Origin of the sequence: Massilia sp. TWP1-3-3 (genome assembly GCF_049897805.1) — a bacterium.
Lineage (GTDB): Bacteria > Pseudomonadota > Gammaproteobacteria > Burkholderiales > Burkholderiaceae_D > Telluria_A.
Map to the genome: position 1 here is coordinate 14,839 of NZ_JAFCWX010000033.1, position 15,196 is coordinate 30,034.

Annotated in this window: 18 protein-coding genes; 13 read left to right on the plus strand and 5 right to left on the minus strand. The window is 62.1% G+C overall.

Translation table 11 applies throughout. From position 1 onward, the window contains the following. Window position 1 precedes the first annotated feature (1 nt). From ACP7D4_RS23645 to ACP7D4_RS23660, 4 genes are read left to right on the plus strand one after another with little or no spacing between them, the layout of a single operon-like run. On the plus strand, window positions 2-730 hold the full coding sequence (locus ACP7D4_RS23645; protein WP_426211663.1) for an RNA polymerase sigma factor FliA: 729 nt from the start codon (window positions 2-4) through the stop codon (window positions 728-730). Further along, window positions 712-1,458 carry a flagellar motor protein gene (locus tag ACP7D4_RS23650; protein WP_426211665.1) on the plus strand — a complete coding sequence of 249 codons (747 nt, stop codon included), beginning with the start codon at window positions 712-714 and terminating at the stop codon, window positions 1,456-1,458. The genes ACP7D4_RS23645 and ACP7D4_RS23650 overlap by 19 nt, the downstream gene beginning before the upstream one ends. A gap of 12 nt (window positions 1,459-1,470) precedes the next feature. After that, window positions 1,471-2,238 carry a flagellar motor protein MotD gene (motD, locus tag ACP7D4_RS23655; RefSeq protein WP_426211667.1) on the plus strand — a complete coding sequence of 256 codons (768 nt, stop codon included), beginning with the start codon at window positions 1,471-1,473 and terminating at the stop codon, window positions 2,236-2,238. Between the two features lie 15 nt (window positions 2,239-2,253). Then, entirely contained in the window at window positions 2,254-2,754 is a 501-nt protein-coding gene (locus ACP7D4_RS23660) for a hypothetical protein (protein ID WP_426211669.1), read from the plus strand. Window positions 2,755-2,862: 108 nt separating this feature from the next. On the opposite strand, the gene ACP7D4_RS23665 is transcribed toward ACP7D4_RS23660, so the two are convergent. The 5 genes from ACP7D4_RS23665 to flgA all read right to left on the minus strand — a co-directional run bounded on the left by ACP7D4_RS23665 (window position 2,863) and on the right by flgA (window position 7,381). Then, complete coding sequence (locus ACP7D4_RS23665) at window positions 2,863-3,966, minus strand: M35 family metallo-endopeptidase (protein WP_426104692.1); 1,104 nt, start codon at window positions 3,964-3,966, stop codon at window positions 2,863-2,865. Window positions 3,967-4,371: 405 nt separating this feature from the next. Next, complete coding sequence (locus ACP7D4_RS23670) at window positions 4,372-5,433, minus strand: M35 family metallo-endopeptidase (protein WP_426211671.1); 1,062 nt, start codon at window positions 5,431-5,433, stop codon at window positions 4,372-4,374. Window positions 5,434-5,772: 339 nt separating this feature from the next. Continuing rightward, a complete protein-coding gene (locus ACP7D4_RS23675) occupies window positions 5,773-6,246 on the minus strand; it encodes a flagella synthesis protein FlgN (protein WP_426211673.1) in 474 nt (157 codons plus the stop codon). Between the two features lie 28 nt (window positions 6,247-6,274). Beyond that, window positions 6,275-6,577: a flagellar biosynthesis anti-sigma factor FlgM gene (gene flgM, locus ACP7D4_RS23680; RefSeq protein WP_426104687.1), complete on the minus strand. Its 303-nt coding sequence runs from the start codon at window positions 6,575-6,577 to the stop codon at window positions 6,275-6,277. A gap of 114 nt (window positions 6,578-6,691) precedes the next feature. After that, window positions 6,692-7,381, minus strand: coding sequence for a flagellar basal body P-ring formation chaperone FlgA (gene flgA / locus ACP7D4_RS23685; RefSeq protein ID WP_426211675.1), 690 nt, complete (start codon window positions 7,379-7,381; stop codon window positions 6,692-6,694). A gap of 160 nt (window positions 7,382-7,541) precedes the next feature. Here flgA and flgB point away from each other — a divergent pair, with 160 nt between their 5' ends. The 9 genes from flgB (at window position 7,542) to flgJ (ending at window position 15,175) form a co-directional block, all read left to right on the plus strand. Continuing rightward, a complete protein-coding gene (gene flgB / locus ACP7D4_RS23690) occupies window positions 7,542-7,967 on the plus strand; it encodes a flagellar basal body rod protein FlgB (RefSeq protein ID WP_426211677.1) in 426 nt (141 codons plus the stop codon). Window positions 7,968-7,969: 2 nt separating this feature from the next. Further along, entirely contained in the window at window positions 7,970-8,371 is a 402-nt protein-coding gene (gene flgC, locus ACP7D4_RS23695) for a flagellar basal body rod protein FlgC (protein WP_426104765.1), read from the plus strand. 17 nt (window positions 8,372-8,388) lie between these two features. Then, entirely contained in the window at window positions 8,389-9,102 is a 714-nt protein-coding gene (locus ACP7D4_RS23700; RefSeq protein ID WP_426211679.1) for a flagellar hook assembly protein FlgD, read from the plus strand. A gap of 37 nt (window positions 9,103-9,139) precedes the next feature. Then, complete coding sequence (locus tag ACP7D4_RS23705) at window positions 9,140-10,657, plus strand: flagellar hook protein FlgE (protein ID WP_426104680.1); 1,518 nt, start codon at window positions 9,140-9,142, stop codon at window positions 10,655-10,657. A gap of 182 nt (window positions 10,658-10,839) precedes the next feature. Beyond that, window positions 10,840-11,586: a flagellar basal-body rod protein FlgF gene (flgF, locus tag ACP7D4_RS23710; protein WP_426104679.1), complete on the plus strand. Its 747-nt coding sequence runs from the start codon at window positions 10,840-10,842 to the stop codon at window positions 11,584-11,586. 76 nt (window positions 11,587-11,662) lie between these two features. After that, window positions 11,663-12,445: a flagellar basal-body rod protein FlgG gene (flgG, locus tag ACP7D4_RS23715; RefSeq protein ID WP_426104677.1), complete on the plus strand. Its 783-nt coding sequence runs from the start codon at window positions 11,663-11,665 to the stop codon at window positions 12,443-12,445. A 13-nt stretch (window positions 12,446-12,458) separates the two neighbouring features. After that, the gene (locus ACP7D4_RS23720) at window positions 12,459-13,103 is read left to right on the plus strand and encodes a flagellar basal body L-ring protein FlgH (protein WP_426211681.1); all 645 of its coding nucleotides are present in this window, start codon (window positions 12,459-12,461) and stop codon (window positions 13,101-13,103) included. 11 nt (window positions 13,104-13,114) lie between these two features. Beyond that, on the plus strand, window positions 13,115-14,227 hold the full coding sequence (locus tag ACP7D4_RS23725) for a flagellar basal body P-ring protein FlgI (protein ID WP_426211683.1): 1,113 nt from the start codon (window positions 13,115-13,117) through the stop codon (window positions 14,225-14,227). Between the two features lie 9 nt (window positions 14,228-14,236). Continuing rightward, window positions 14,237-15,175 carry a flagellar assembly peptidoglycan hydrolase FlgJ gene (gene flgJ, locus ACP7D4_RS23730; protein WP_426211685.1) on the plus strand — a complete coding sequence of 313 codons (939 nt, stop codon included), beginning with the start codon at window positions 14,237-14,239 and terminating at the stop codon, window positions 15,173-15,175. Window positions 15,176-15,196: the final 21 nt, after the last annotated feature.

The window sequence follows — 15,196 nt, forward strand, 5'->3', positions numbered from 1 at the left end:
CATGTACACGGTCAAAGGCAAAACCGACAAGAACAACTTACTGACGGAGCACATGCCGTTGGTGAAGCGGCTTGCCCACCACATGAAGGCCAAGTTGCCCGCCAGCGTGGAAGTCGACGACCTGATCCAGGCTGGCATGATCGGCCTGCTGGACGCCATTTCCCGCTACGAGGAAACCCACGGCGCCCAATTTGAAACCTATGCCGTGCTGCGCATCCGCGGCGCCATGCTCGACGAATTGCGTTCGTCCGACTGGCTGCCCCGCTCCATGCGCCAAAACATGCGCAAAATTGAAGCGGCCATGAGCGCGCTGCAGCAAAAGCTGGGCCACGCGCCGTCCGAATCGGAAGTGGCCAAGTCGCTCAAGCTCTCGCTGGCCGACTACCAAGACATGCTCTCGGACGGCGGCGGCCACCAACTGGTGTATTACGAAGACTTCCACGACAGCGAAGGCAACGACAGTTTTCTGGACCGCTATGCGGTGGACGACGCCGACCCGCTGCGCTCGCTCATGGATGGCGACTTTCGCCAGGCCGTCATCGACGCCATTGACGCCTTGCCCCCGCGCGAGAAAATCCTGATGGGGCTCTACTACGAAGAAGAATTAAATCTCAAAGAAATTGGAGCCGTCATGGGGGTGTCCGAATCACGCGTATCGCAATTGCATACGCAAGCGGTGGCGCGCCTGCGCGCGACACTACGGGAGCAGGCGTGGACTGGGCCAGCGTAGCGGGGATTGTTCTCGCGTTGGCCGCGCTGCTGCTCGGTCACGGCATGGAAGGGGGCAAGTTCGCCTCGCTGGTGCAGCCGGCCGCCTTCATCATCGTGGTCGTGGGCACCTTTGGCGCGGTGCTGCTGCAGACCGAACGGCATACCTTTCTGCGCGGCGTGCACATGCTGCGCTGGGTGTTTCGCCCGCCCGAGTCGCAGCGCACGCGCCTGGCGCGCGACATCGCGCAATGGAGCTTGCACGCGCGGCGCGACGGCTTGCTTTCGCTCGAGCCGTTCATGCTCAAGTCGCAGGACAAATTCATCCAGAAAGGCTTGCGCCTGGTGGTTGACGGGATCGCGCCCGACAAGGTGCGCGGCCTGCTGGAAACGGAAGTAACGGCCTACGAATTTTCGGAGCGCCAGGCAGCCAAGATCTGGGAGTCGGCCGCTGGCTACTCGCCCACCATCGGCATCATCGGCGCCGTGCTGGGATTGATCCACGTGATGGAGAACCTGGCCGAGCCGGCCAAGCTGGGCAGCGGCATCGCCGTCGCCTTTGTCTCCACCGTGTATGGCGTGGGACTGGCCAACCTGTTTTACTACCCGGTCGCCAACAAGCTCAAAAACATCATCGCCGAGACGGTCACGCAGTATGAAATCCTGACCGACGTCTTTCACGACATCGCCGGCGGCGACCATTCGCGCGTGATCGAAGAGCGCGTCGCCAGCCTGCTCTCGCGCGCGTAGGGAGCACGATTCATGGCGCGCAAACGGTTTGCCGAAGAGCCGGACAACCACGAGCGCTGGCTCATTTCCTACGCCGACCTGATCACGCTGATGTTCGCGTTTTTCGTCGTCATGTACGCCATCTCCGTGGTCAACGAAGGCAAGTACAAGGCCTTTGCGCTGTCGCTCGACAAAGCCTTCACCGGCAAGGAGCACGAAGCGGTCAGCGTGCCCGGCCAGGTGGCGCCGATGGCCACGCTGGCCCCGCCCGTCAATACGCCCGCCATGAGAAAGCGCAACGAAGCCTTGCGGCGCGAGGCCGAAGCGCTCAAGAAGCTGGCCAAGGACTTGTCGGCCGCCCTGGCGCCGCTGGTCAAGGAAGGCAAGGTGCGCGTGACCCAGACCGCGCTGGGCGTGACGGTGGAGATCAACGCGAGCGTGCTGTTCGACCCGGGCGAGGCGCGTCTGGCCCCCGAGTCGGCCCAGGCGCTGCGCGCCCTTGGCGTGGTGCTGCGCAACGACACCCACGCGCTGCAGGTGGAAGGGCACACCGACGACACCAAAATCGCCAATGCGCTCTACCCGTCGAACTGGGAACTGTCCGCCGTACGAGCCAGCAGCGTGGTACGCTTGTTCATCGACAGCGGCGTGGCGCCGGCGCGTTTGACGGCCGTTGGACGCGCATCGAACATGCCGGTCTCGGCCAACGATTCGCCGCAAGGCAAGGCGCGCAACCGGCGCGTCACCGTCACCATCTTGTCGGCGGTGCCCGATTCGCCGAAAGAGGTGCGCACCTATTAACCTGGGGAGAACAAGTTGATTCAATCGATGATGGCGGTGCTGCTGGCGCTGCCGCTGGTGGCCCACGCAGGAGGCGGCATGAATGGTGGCGTGAATGGTGGCATGAATAATATAAAACAGCAGTTGCAGGTTGACGCCAACGGGGGCAAGGTCGTGGTCAAGCTCACGCTGGACAACGCCAGCGGCAAGCCGGTCTACGTGCCCAAGGCCGTGTATGCAGACAAGCAGATTTTCCGGCGCGAGTTCGCCATTACCGATGCGGCCACCGGCGCCGAGGTCGATTACACCGGCCCCATGGTCAAGCGCGGCCCGTTCACCAAAGATGACTTCATCGCCGTCAAACCAGGCCACAAGATCAGTCACGCTATCGACATCACGCGCAGCTATGATTTCAAGCCCAGGCATACCTACAAGCTCAGTTATACGGGCGGCTACCTTGGCGATGCTTCCAAGATGGAGGCCCTGTCGGCGGCCGTGGTTCCCTCGGTGACCTTCACTTTCGGACCCGCGCGCTAAGCGCCCCAGCGCGCACGCGCGACGTTGCGACGACGCGCCCACATAAAAAAACGGCGCCGTTCGCACGGCGCCGCCAAAATTCCCAAGCCGGGAAAGAAGTGTGCTTCCTTAGTTCAGGAATGGCGAATTTTCGCCAAAATATTCGTGCGAGTCCGCATTGTCCAGCGCGCCGGCCGGGTTGCTGATGGCAAGGCTGGCTGCCGCCGACTGGCCATAAGCGCGGTCGTCCGTGGCGGCGACGGCGTTAAAGTGCGACAGCTCGTGCACCAGGGTGCCGCCTTTGGAATCAGTGCCGCTCGTTGGCGCCGACCAGAACGCGTTGCAGACGTAGATCTTGTATGGCTGGGTCGGGTACACGTAAGCGAAGTACGACTCTTTGCAGCTGCAATCGACGACGATCGGCTTGTTGTCGAGCGCATCCTTGATGGCGGTGAAGTGCGAACGGGCCGTCGCGTAGCGGGTCGAGCTGTAGGTCCCGAACCATTTCTTGTAGCGGGTGCCGTTGGTGCCGGCGTTCAGGTAGCTGACGCCGCCGTTGGCCATGGTCTTGGCCGCGCTGATGGCCGACGTGATCGAGCTCGATTGCGACGCGGTGCAGCCGGTGGTGGCCAGGCTCATCGCGCCCGGGGTGCCCGCGCCTTGCTTGGCCAGCTCGAACGGCGTGCCAACCACGGTGCCGCGCGGCAGGCGGCCATCGATGAACATCGATACCGGCGCCGATGCCAGGTCGTCGACGTTGGCGCCAACCGGTGCGGCGGAGATGCTTGGCAAGCCTTTGCTCGGCATGAACAGGTTGACCGATGCAACGTGGTATTTGATGGCGTAGTCGCCCGTCACGCTCATGTCGTAGACCGACGAGAGTTCAACCCGGCTGGTGTGCGACTGGCCCGGCTTGAGCAGGTAGTAATCCTTGGCCGTTGGCGCGCCGCGCTTGTAGTGGCGGCCTAGGTAGGGCACGTCCACGCCATCGCGCGTGACTTCGAAGATATGGTCTTCGATCCCGGAGAACGGGGTATGCCACTTGAGCACGTACTGCGGGCTGGCCGAGGTGTTGGTGATGGTGACGCGCATGACAACGTCGTCATCTTTTTTGAGCGAATTTTTTTCCGGTGCAATGCTGACGGTCACGCCGTTAGATGCAGCCTGTGCGGAGAAACATGCTGCGAGTGTAGCAATCGATACGCCAGCTTTTACCAATGTATTCAAGTTCATTTCTGCTCCGTGAAGTATATGTGGTTGTCGTTGTCCGCTGAGCCGTCATGCATATAAAACCGAGCTCAACAATTCATCGTCACATAAACCCGGATGCCGAGTAAACGTTGAATCATCGGTAATTGTGTCAAATAGGCGAATGTTTAATGTTTTTAACTTTTGTTGGTTCTCCAAAGAAATTTTAACGAGCCCGCTATGAAAACAAGTTGTTACTGTCACATCTGGCTTGAGCACTGTGACAATGGATTGTTAAATTTTGAACGGTTACAAGGGCAAATAAACAAATGTTTGTCGTGGACCGTTCCAGCGGTGTAACATTATTTCCACAGTTGGTTCAGCGCTGCCGGCGAGACGAAAAAAAACCGGCGCCCACAAGGACGCCGGCTTGTCGTGAAGCACGGCTGATCAGTTCTGCGCCGGCGTGTTCTCGCCAAAATACTCGTGCGAGTCCGCATTGTCGGTCGCTTTGGCAGGATCGCTGATCGCCAGGCTGGCCGCGCCCGACTGGCCGTAGACCCAGTCGTCGGTGCCGGCGGTGGCCGTGAAATGGCTCATTTCATGGACCAGCGTGCCGCCTTTGGAATCGGTGCCGCTCATCGGCGCCGTCCAGAACGCCTTGCACACGTAGATCTTGTAAGGCTGGTTCGGGTAGACATACGCGTAGTAGGTCTTCTTGCAGCCACAGTCGACCGTGATCGGCTTGCTGTCGAACGCGCCCTTGATGGCGGTGTAATTGGCCTTCACGTGTGCGATGCGGCCGGCGTCGCTGGCGCCGAACCACTTGCTGTAGCGAGCACCGAGCGCGCCGCCCATGTAGCTGGTGGCATTGTTGGCATAGCCGCTGGCCACGCCGATGGCCTGGGTGATCTCGCCCTGCTGGGCGGCGGTGCACTTGCTGAACGACAGTGCGGCGAGTGAATTGCCGGTGTCTGCCGGCGCCTTGCCAGCGATCGATTGGGCGCCGCGCGGCTGGGCGCCGTCAATCCATACCGATGCCACCGGCGAGGTGATCTCGCCAACCGTTTTCTCGTGGGTGCCGAACAGGTTCACTGACGCTGCCTTGTAAGCAATCGTGTACTGGCCCGTGATGCTCATGTCGTACATGTCCGACAGTTCAACGCGTACCGTGTGCGAGGCGCCCGGCTTTAACAGATAGTAATCGGACGCCGTTGGCGTGCCGCGCTTGTAGTGGGCGCCCAGGTAGGGAACTTTGGCGCCGTCGCGGGTCACTTCAAACAGCGACTCTTCAATCTCGGCAAACGCGGTATGCCACTTCAAGACCATTTGCGGCTGAGCCGAGGTGTTGGTGATGGTCAGGCGAACGGTGACGTTGTCGTTCTTGCCCAGCGAACTTTTCTCGGCCGCCACGGTGGCGGTCACGCCGTGCTTGGACGCTGCGTGTGCGCCGATGCATGCCACGCCTGCGACGATTGCAACACTTGCCTTGCCTACGTTATTCCAATTCATTGTTTTCCTCCGAAGATGAGTCGTGTTGTTTGCCGCATCGCGCATTGACCAGCTTGTGGCCGGCGCTGGCGTGCAGCTTTTTATAGAAGTTGCCGTGACAAAATATCACTTGTCTATACCGGAAACCCGTGACTGATACTCACGGATTCACGCGCAGAAGTAAAGTTGATTTATGAAATGTGTCAATTTAGTCACGCAAGGTGGAGGAACGTCTCCATCGCCCTTGCGAAAGTCATGCAGCAGCGTTACATCGTTCTGGTGCGCGAGCACGATGTTGTTGGGTCCTGGATACAAAAAAACCGGCGCGCGGCCGGTTTTCCTGAATGTAGCAAGTCAGTTCTATCCCACCACCAACGGCCGCTTCCCGCTGACCGGCGTCGCATGCCCGCTGGGGCCATAAAACCCCGTATCGACCGCATGCGACGGCGTGCGCATGGCTTGTATCAAATTCTGGTTGTGGGTCATTTGCTTGTTGATCAGCATGCCGTTGATGCGGTTCAGTTCTTTCGCCGCGCGCATTTTTTCCAGCACATGCTGCCAATTGGCCTGGATCGCGGGATTGTTCAGCCGCTTCACCCACGCCTGCATGCCCGCTTCGGAGCCGTCGCAGCCGTCTTGCTGCAAGCTGGCGTGACGCTGGGCGGCGAGGGTGCCGAGCTGTTCAACCAGCTCGGTCTTGCGCGGCGTGAGCGTGCCGAGGCCGTCGGTATCGGCGGCCACCAGGCATTGCTGTTCCTGTTTCATCAGGTCGATCAAGCAATTGATCAGTTTTAGTTCGTCTTGCAGCGTGGTGTGTGCACTGGCCGTGGACATGATGAAAAGCTCGCCTTCGTCGCTTCAATTAGCGTTTGCGGGAATGCAACAGGTCGCGCACTGTTTCCAGCAAGCCGTCTGCGACTTTCTCTGAATTGATACTGAACTGCCCATCGGCGATGGCCAGCTTGATGCGCTCGACCTTTTTGGTGTCGAACACGCCCGTGCTGCTCGCTGCCGCCGACATGGCTTGCCCCTGCGACGACAAGCGTACGCTGTCGGTGCTGGCCGGCCCTGCGGTGCTGGCTTTTTCGGCGTTTTTGGCGCTGTGTGCTGGCGTATTTGCTGCCGCCAATGCAGGGCCACCCTTGATTGTATCGTTGATTTTCACGGCATCATCCTTCTCTGCGCGGAGTGGAAACTCCATGGTCTGCATCTATTACGGCGCCATCCCCGTAAACTTTAGCGCGACCGGCAGCATTGTTGCGTCTACTTCCTGAAATATTCAGAAAACAACTTCCACCAATCCACCGGCCTTGGCCACGCCGCTGATAATCGCCCCGGCCGGCGTGCGCACTTGCACCACCTGGCCTTCGCTGGCGTTGCCAATCGCGCGCGCTTCGGCCGTCACCCGGAACCCGGCGCCGCCCGACACCACGCGCACTGCCTGGCCTTGCTGCACCACCGGTTTGCTGCGCAGCAGGTCGGCGCGGAGTGGCGCCCCTGACTGCACCGACATGCTGCTGGTGCGCCCGACGACCTGCGCGATATCGGTCAGCACGCCGTTGGGCAGCGCCGCAAGGTCGCCCTTGACCATCACCAGCTGCGACGCGTCAATGGTCTGGCCCTGCACCAGTGGCGTGGCGGCGGCCACGTACTCGGCCTGCACGCTTACCTGCGATTGAATATACACCGTCCAGGCAGTAGGCGCCAGACAGCGCACGCCGACCGTGGTTTTGCCCCACGCGCGCGCGCCCGGCTGCTGGAACGGCTGCGGGTCGGGGCAGGCGGCCAGGTTCATGCGCTGGTCGAGCGCGCCCACCGTGACCGTCACCTTGCCCGGCAGGCCGGCGCTCTGGGTGACCAGATATTGCTGCGCCATCTGGCGCAGCGACTCCAGGTCCTGGCGTGCCGGCGCCTGGGCCAGAGCGAACGGTGCGGCAAGGAACAGTAAGATCGTCAACAGGGTTTTCATGGTGGGCGCCTTTATCTAGTGACGCGATGATAGGCCTCGCGCGAGGGGCCCGAAGTGATGAACAGCCGCCGTTTACCCATCTTGATCGCCCGATTAGCAAGCCCCAAGCCCACGTACTATCGGTCCTGTCATATAACGAGGCGAACGCGAGGCGAACGACATGATTGGCAAACTCAACGAATACATGGGTTTTAACGAGGCGGCCCTGGGGCTGCGGGCGCAGCGCCAGCAAGTGCTCGCGTCCAACATCGCCAATGCGGACACGCCCAACTACAAGGCACGCGACATCGATTTCGCCAGCGCCTTGCAGGCGGTCGTGGCGCGCAACAGCGGCACCCCGCCGGCCGGCGTACTGGCGCAGACGGCGCCGGCCCACATGCCGATCAGCGGCGGAGGCGACTACCTGCCCAACGGCACGCCGGTGCAGTACCGCATGCCGGCCCAGGGCGCCGCCGACAATAACACGGTCGACATGGATGTCGAGCGCAATCAGTTCGCCGACAACGCCCTGCGCTACGAAGCGGGCGTCACGTTTCTTAATATGCAGATCCGCGGCATGCTGACCGCGATCCAGGGAGGTTCTTGATCATGTCGCTCTTTAATATCTTTAATGTTTCCGGTTCGGCCATGAGTGCACAGGCGCAAAGGTTAAACACCGTTGCCAGCAATCTTGCAAATGCCGATTCCGCCAGCAGCGCCACTGGCCAGGCTTACCGGGCTAAACAGGTGGTTTTCGAGGCCGTGCAGACCGAAGGCGGCGGCACCGGCGTCAAGGTTCAGCAGGTGATCGACGATCCGTCGCCTTTGAAACAGGTATACGATCCAAAACATCCGTTGGCTGACGACAAGGGTTATGTGGCGATGCCAAACGTGAACGTGGTCGATGAGATGGTCAATATGCTGTCGGCTTCCCGGTCGTACCAGACCAATGTGGAAACCATGAATGCAGCCAAGGCGCTGCTGATGAAAACGCTGACGCTCGGTCAGTAAACGACGAAGAAAATGCCATGACTACCATTCAAACTCCGCCCGGCTATGTGTCGCAAGACTTGATGAATACCGTCAATGCCAAGAAGGGAAGCACGGCCGGCGCCAGCGTGGACGCCGACAAGGACAAGTTCATGACGCTCCTGATCACCCAGATGAAAAACCAGGATCCGATGAACCCGCTCGACAATGCGCAAGTGACCAGCCAGCTGGCCCAGCTCTCGACCGTCACCGGCATCAACCAGTTAAATACCACGCTCGAGTCGCTCAAGTCGAGCTACCAGTCGTCGGAATCGCTGCAGGCGGCCACGATGATCGGCCACGGCGTGCTGGTGGCCGGCGACAAGGTGGCGCTGGCCGGCGGCAAGGGCATCATGGGCGTGGAGGTCGGCAGCGCCGCCGACAAGGTGCAAGTCATCATTACCGACCCGCGCACCGGCAAGGACGTGCAGGTGATCGACATGGGAGCGCAGCAGCCGGGCATCACGCCGATCGCGTGGGACGGCGTGCCCGATCCATCGCAAATGGGCGCGGACGGCAAGCCGGTCACTCTGCGCGACGGCAATTTTTTGATCCGCGTCGTCGCCACCCGCGGCGAAGAAGTGCTCAAGGACGCCAAGACGCTCTCGTTCGACAGCGTGGCCAGCGTCACCACCAATCCCAAGGATGGCGTCAAGCTCAACTTGCCGACGCTGGGCGTGGTCTCGATGGCCGACATCCGCCAGATTTTGTAGCGCCAGGCCGCATTCACTAACATTTCAGGAGAATCACATGTCTTTCCAACAGGGACTTAGCGGCTTGAACGGCGCTGCAAAACAGCTCGACGTCATCGGCAACAACATCGCCAACGCCAGCACGGTCGGCTTCAAGGGTTCGCAAGTCCAGTTCGCCGACGTGTACGCTAATTCGCTCAACGGCGGCGGCGGCAACCAGGCCGGGATCGGCGTGAAGGTTTCGCAGATCGCCCAGCAGTTCACCCAGGGTAACGTCGAAGCGTCGAACAATCCGCTCGACATTGCCATCAATGGCGCGGGCTTTTTCCGCACCACCGTGGCCGGCGCCACCCAGTATTCGCGCAACGGCCAGTTTTCGCTGGACAAGGAAGGCTTCATGGTCACCGCCCAGGGCGCCAAGCTGACCGGTTTTGCCGCCGGCCCGACCGGCGCCATCCTGGCCGGTTCGCCGTCGCCCATCCAGATCAATACCGCCGACCTGAAACCGGTGGCCACCTCGCGCGTGGACACCGAGATCAACCTCGATTCGGGCAGCGTGGTTCCCGTGACCGCGCCGTTCAACGCCAACGACCCGACCAGCTACAACAAGCAGACCCCGATCGACGTCTTCGACAGCCTGGGCAATCCGCACGTGATGTCGACTTACTATGTGAAAACCGACGGCGGCGAGTGGGACGTCTACAGTGCAGTCGATGGCGTGGAAATTACCAACCAGGAAGTAGCGGCTGCTGCCCAGGACGATCCGGCGTCCATGACCGCGCGCGACAACTACCAGGCCGCGGCCGCCACGCCGCCGGGCGACACCTCGGCCCAGGCCGTGTCCTACGCCCAGGCCGCCGCGACTGCCGTCAAGAACGCCGCTGCGGCGGCCGGCGCGACCCCGACCACGCTCGCTGCAATCCAGGCCGCGGCCAATAGCGCCGGCACCACCGTCGGCATTAATCCGGACGGCATCGACGCCCTGATTGCGGCGGCGGTGACGGTGCCCGCCGTGCGTTCGGGCTACCTGCGCTTTGACACCAGCGGCGCGCTGAGCGCTTCGGCGATGGCGCCGCAAACGCTGCCGCTGAAGATTGATTTGCCGATCTTTCCGTCCACCGGTTCGGCCAACACGCTCACGCTGAAACTCAATTTTGCCAACTCGACCCAGTACGGCGCGGCCACCAGCGAAAAGAAGACCACCCAGGACGGCTACACGGCCGGCCAGTTGCAGCGCTTTGCGGCCGGTCCCGACGGCATCATCCTGGGCCAGTACAGCAATGGCCAGTCGCACGCGCTGGGCCAGATCGTGCTTGCCAACTTCGCCAATCCGAACGGCTTGACGCCGCTGGGCAACAACGCCTGGGCGGAAACGTCGGCCTCGGGCAATCCGCTGGTGGGCACGCCCAACTCGGGCAGCCTGGGCGTGCTGCAGTCGTCGGCGGTGGAAAACTCGAACGTCGATCTGACCGCTGAGCTGGTTAACATGATCACGGCGCAGCGGGTGTATCAGGCCAACGCGCAGACCATCAAGACGCAGGATTCTGTGCTGCAGACGCTGGTCAATCTGCGTTAACACTGAGCATGGCGGAATGCGCCAAGGCTTTTCCGCCCTACGTTCCTTTGCGGCGCGCCGGGCGGGTGGAAAATTCGCCCCACGTGCCCTTGCGGCGCGCCGGGCGGGTGGAAAAATCGATTCGCATTGGACCGTAGGGCGGAAAAGCGTAGCGCATTCCGCCAAGCGTGTCGGGGAACCCCATGGACAAACTGATCTACACCGCCGCCAGCGGCGCCAGGCACATCCTGGACCAGCAGGCCACCGCCGCCAACAACCTGGCCAACGTGACCACCACCGGCTTTCGCGCCCAGCTTGACGTGTTTCGCGCCGTGCCCGTGGTCGGCCCGGCCGGCGCCTTGCCCACGCGCGCCTTTGTGATCAACACCGAAGCGGGCACGGACTTTAGCGCCGGCCCCTTGCAAATGACGGGGCGCGATCTCGACGTCGCCCTCAAGGGCAAAGGCTGGATCGCCGTGCAAATGCCCGACGGCAGCGAAGCCTACACCCGTCACGGCGCCTTGCAAATGAACGCCAACGGTCTGCTGCAAACGGCCCAGGGCCAGACGGTGCAGGGCGACGGCGGCCCGATCACGGTGCCGCCTGAAGTGACGGTCGCCATCGGCGGCGACGGCACCATTTCGACCATCGCGACCACCACCAAGCCGGGCGCGCCCACCGTGCTGGGACGCCTGAAACTGGTGAATCCGCCCGAAAAAGACTTGGTGCGCGGCGACGACGGCCTGTTTCGCCTGAAGGACGGGGCCGCCGCCCCGGCCGACCCGTCGGTGGTCGTGGCCGGCGGCGCCCTCGAGGGCAGCAACGCCAGCCCGATCGATTCGATGGTGCAAATGATTTCACTGGCGCGCAGCTTCGAGCTTCAGATGAGCCTGATGAAGAACGCCGAGAACAACGCCGGTAAAGCTACCCAGATCCTCGCTTTGAATTAAGTAGCACCCGCGCATAATGGTCTTCAATGATCGGTGGCCGGCAAACTTCGCCTTGCCACCGTAACTGGAGAAAACCATGATCCGTTCCCTGTACACGGCCAAGACCGGCCTCGAAGCGCAGCAGACCCAGCTTGACGTCATCACCAACAACCTGGCCAACGTCAGCACCAACGGCTTCAAGCGTTCGCGCGCGGTGTTCGAAGACTTGCTGTACCAGAATATCCGCCAGCCCGGCGCCCAGTCCTCCCAGCAAACCAACTTGCCGTCCGGCGCCCAGATCGGTTCCGGCGTGCGCACCGTCGCCATCGAACGCATTCACACGCAAGGCAATCCCCAGGCGACGGGCAACTCGAAAGACGTAATGGTCAACGGTGCCGGTTTCTTCTCGGTGCTGCTGCCCGACGGCACCGCCGCCTACACCCGCGACGGCTCGTTCCAGAGCGACGCCAACGGCCAGCTGGTCACCTCGTCCGGTTTTGTGGTGCAGCCTGCCATTACCGTGCCCGCCAATGCGCAGTCGATCACGATCGGGCGCGACGGCACCGTCTCCGTCACCGTCTCCGGCACCGCCGCGCCGTCGCAGATCGGCACCTTGCAGCTGACCACGTTCGTCAATCCGGCGGGCCTCGAATCGAAGGGCGAAAACCTGTACGTGGAAACGGGCGCCTCGGGCAGCCCGGGCACCAACACGCCGGGTACCAATGGCGCGGGCGTCTTGATGCAAGGCTACGTGGAAACGTCGAACGTCAACGTGGTCGAGGAAATGGTCAACATGATCACCACCCAGCGCGCCTACGAAATTAACAGCAAGGCTATCACGGTGTCGGACCAGATGCTGCAAAAGCTGGCCCAGCTTTAACCGGAAGAGATTCATGAAAACCCTGCTGATTCTGTCCCTGCTGGCGCTGGCCGGCTGCTCCGCCACTCCTGGCACCATTGTCGACCGTCCCACCAGCGCGCGCCCGATGTACACCGAACCCGTGGTAGCTAGCAATGGCGCCATCTACCAGAGCTCGCAGTACCGCCCGCTGTTCGAAGACCGCCGCGCGCGCCATATCGGCGACATGCTCACCATTAACATCATCGAAAAGACCGCCGCCGTGAAAGCGGGCGCCAGCTCGGGCAACAAGTCCGGTTCGGCCAGTTTTGTGGTGCCGGTGCCGGTGCGCGGCGTGTTCGGCGCGTCGGTGGCGACGGAAGCTGCCACCAAGTTTTCAGATGCCGACAACCAGAGCGCCAGCAACACCTTTACCGGCACCATGGGCGTGACGGTCACCGAAGTGCTTTCCAACGGTAACCTGATCGTCTCGGGCGAAAAGCAGATCGCCATGAACAAGGGCGTGGAATTCATCCGCTTTTCAGGGATGATCAGTCCGGACAATATTGGCGTGGGCAATACCGTCTCGTCGACCCAGGTAGCCGACGCGCGCGTCGAGTACCGCACCAACAGCCAGATCGACCGCGCTGAACTGACGGCCATGGTGTCGCGTTTCTTCCAGTCGCTCGTACCGTTCTGATCGGAACCCCCATGCGCCGTACTTTTCACTGGCTGACCCTGGCCGCCATCTGCCTTGCCACGCTCGCGCCGCAACTGGTGCGCGCTGAACGCCTCAAGGACTTGACCACCATCGCCGGCGTGCGCCAGAACCAGTTGTCCGGCTACGGCATCGTGGTCGGCCTGGACGGCAGTGGCGACCAGACCACGCAAACGCCGTTTACCGTGCAGTCGATCGTCTCGATGCTGCAAGCGAAGGGCGTCAACCTGCCGCCGGGCACCACGCTGCAGCTCAAGAACGTGGCCGCCGTCATGGTCACCGCCTCGCTGCCCGCGTTCGCCCAGCCGGGCCAGACCATCGACATCACGGTCTCGTCGATCGGCAACGCCAAGAGCTTGCGCGGCGGAACGCTGATCATGACGCCACTGCAAGGGGCCGACAACCAGGTCTACGCCATGGCGCAAGGCAATGTGCTGGTGGGCGGCGTGGGGGCGGCTGCGGCCGGCTCGCAAGTGCAAATCAACCACCTGAGCGTGGGCAAGATTTCGGGCGGCGCCACGGTCGAGCGCGCCGTCGCCTCCAGCCTGGGTGAAAACAACCAAATTCGCCTGGAAATGAATACCACCGATTTTTCCACCGTCAGCCGGGTGGTCGAAGCGATCAACAACCATTTCGGTCCCGGCATTGCCACCGCGCTCGACGGGCGCGTGATCCGGGTGCTATCGCCCTCGTCGTCCGACCAGCGCGTGGCCTTCCTCGGCATCCTGGAGTCGCTGGAAGTCAATCCTGCACGCCAGGCTGCCAAGGTGATCATGAACGCGCGCACCGGTTCGGTGGTGATGAACCAGTCCGTCACGCTGGAAACGTGCGCCATTTCGCACGGCAACCTGTCGATCACGATCGGCGCCGACAACCAGGTCAGCCAGCCCGGCCCGCTGGGAGCCGGGCAGACGGCGCCTACCCAAAACGCGTCGGTTGAAATTAAAAAAGATCCGGGCAAGGTGCTGCTGGTCAAGGGCGGCGCCTCGCTCGCCGAAGTGGTCAAGGCGATGAATGCGATCGGCGCTTCGCCGCAAGACTTGCTGTCGATCCTGCAAGCCTTGAAGGCTGCCGGCTCGCTGCGCGCCGACCTCGAAATCATTTAAGGAACCACCATGAGCGTCTCATCCATTGACTTGAGCAGCAAGTTTGCCCTCGATACCAAGGGCATGGGCGACTTGAAGCAGTCGGCCAAGGCCGGTTCCCCGGAAGCGCTGAAAGGCGCGGCCACCCAGTTTGAAGCCATGTTCATCAACATGATGATGAAAAGCATGCGCGAAGCTACCCCGCAGGACGAATTGACCGGCAGCGAACAGACCAAGATGTTTACCGGCATGCTGGACCAGCAGATGAGCCAAAACATGGCCAAGCGCGGCGTGGGCCTAGCCGACATGCTGATCCGCCAGTTGTCGTCGCAGGCTGCCGGCACGCAGGCGCTCGCCATCGGCGGCGAGCCGACCGGGCGCTCGCCGACGCCGACGCCGACGCCGACGCCGACGCTTGAAGCGATGATGAGCGCACCGGCCGCGCTGGCCGCCCCGGCCGCGGCCGGCGCGCCGTCCGGCGTCACCCACGCCGCCAGCGGGCGCATCCAGGCGCCGCACGTGCGCGCGTTCCAGGAAAAGCTGGCCGTCCATGCGCAAGAGGCCGAACGCAGCACCGGCATCCCGGCCAAGTTCATGCTCAGCCAGGCGGCGCTGGAAACCGGCTGGGGCAAGCGCGAAATCCGACACCAGGACGGCAGCAGCGCCAACAACCTGTTCGGCATCAAGGCTGGTCCTGGCTGGAAAGGCAAGGTTGCCACCGCCGTCACCACCGAATATGTCAACGGCGTGCCGCAGACCCGGGTCGAGAAATTTCGCGCCTACGATTCGTACGCCGACAGTTTCAAGGATTATGCTAAATTGATTACCAACAACCCGCGTTACGAAAAGGTGCTGGCCAACGCCAAGGATGCGGCCGGCTTCGCGCAGGGGCTGCAGCAAGCCGGTTACGCGACCGATCCCCAGTACGCCGCCAAGCTGAGCCGCATCATCAAGCACAACCTGGCATGATGGTTGAGTAACGTTTCCGCA

Coding starts and splice junctions, on each gene's coding strand:
- flgC (WP_426104765.1), top strand. CDS start 7,970: ATGTCGCTCTTTAATATCTTTAATGTTTCCGGTTCGGCCATGAGTGCA.
- motD (WP_426211667.1), top strand. CDS start 1,471: ATGGCGCGCAAACGGTTTGCCGAAGAGCCGGACAACCACGAGCGCTGG.
- ACP7D4_RS23725 (WP_426211683.1), top strand. CDS start 13,115: ATGCGCCGTACTTTTCACTGGCTGACCCTGGCCGCCATCTGCCTTGCC.
- ACP7D4_RS23665 (WP_426104692.1), bottom strand. CDS start 3,966: ATGAACTTGAATACATTGGTAAAAGCTGGCGTATCGATTGCTACACTC.
- ACP7D4_RS23705 (WP_426104680.1), top strand. CDS start 9,140: ATGTCTTTCCAACAGGGACTTAGCGGCTTGAACGGCGCTGCAAAACAG.
- ACP7D4_RS23700 (WP_426211679.1), top strand. CDS start 8,389: ATGACTACCATTCAAACTCCGCCCGGCTATGTGTCGCAAGACTTGATG.
- flgJ (WP_426211685.1), top strand. CDS start 14,237: ATGAGCGTCTCATCCATTGACTTGAGCAGCAAGTTTGCCCTCGATACC.
- ACP7D4_RS23720 (WP_426211681.1), top strand. CDS start 12,459: ATGAAAACCCTGCTGATTCTGTCCCTGCTGGCGCTGGCCGGCTGCTCC.
- flgA (WP_426211675.1), bottom strand. CDS start 7,381: ATGAAAACCCTGTTGACGATCTTACTGTTCCTTGCCGCACCGTTCGCT.
- flgB (WP_426211677.1), top strand. CDS start 7,542: ATGATTGGCAAACTCAACGAATACATGGGTTTTAACGAGGCGGCCCTG.
- ACP7D4_RS23645 (WP_426211663.1), top strand. CDS start 2: ATGTACACGGTCAAAGGCAAAACCGACAAGAACAACTTACTGACGGAG.
- flgF (WP_426104679.1), top strand. CDS start 10,840: ATGGACAAACTGATCTACACCGCCGCCAGCGGCGCCAGGCACATCCTG.
- ACP7D4_RS23675 (WP_426211673.1), bottom strand. CDS start 6,246: ATGTCCACGGCCAGTGCACACACCACGCTGCAAGACGAACTAAAACTG.
- flgG (WP_426104677.1), top strand. CDS start 11,663: ATGATCCGTTCCCTGTACACGGCCAAGACCGGCCTCGAAGCGCAGCAG.
- ACP7D4_RS23670 (WP_426211671.1), bottom strand. CDS start 5,433: ATGAATTGGAATAACGTAGGCAAGGCAAGTGTTGCAATCGTCGCAGGC.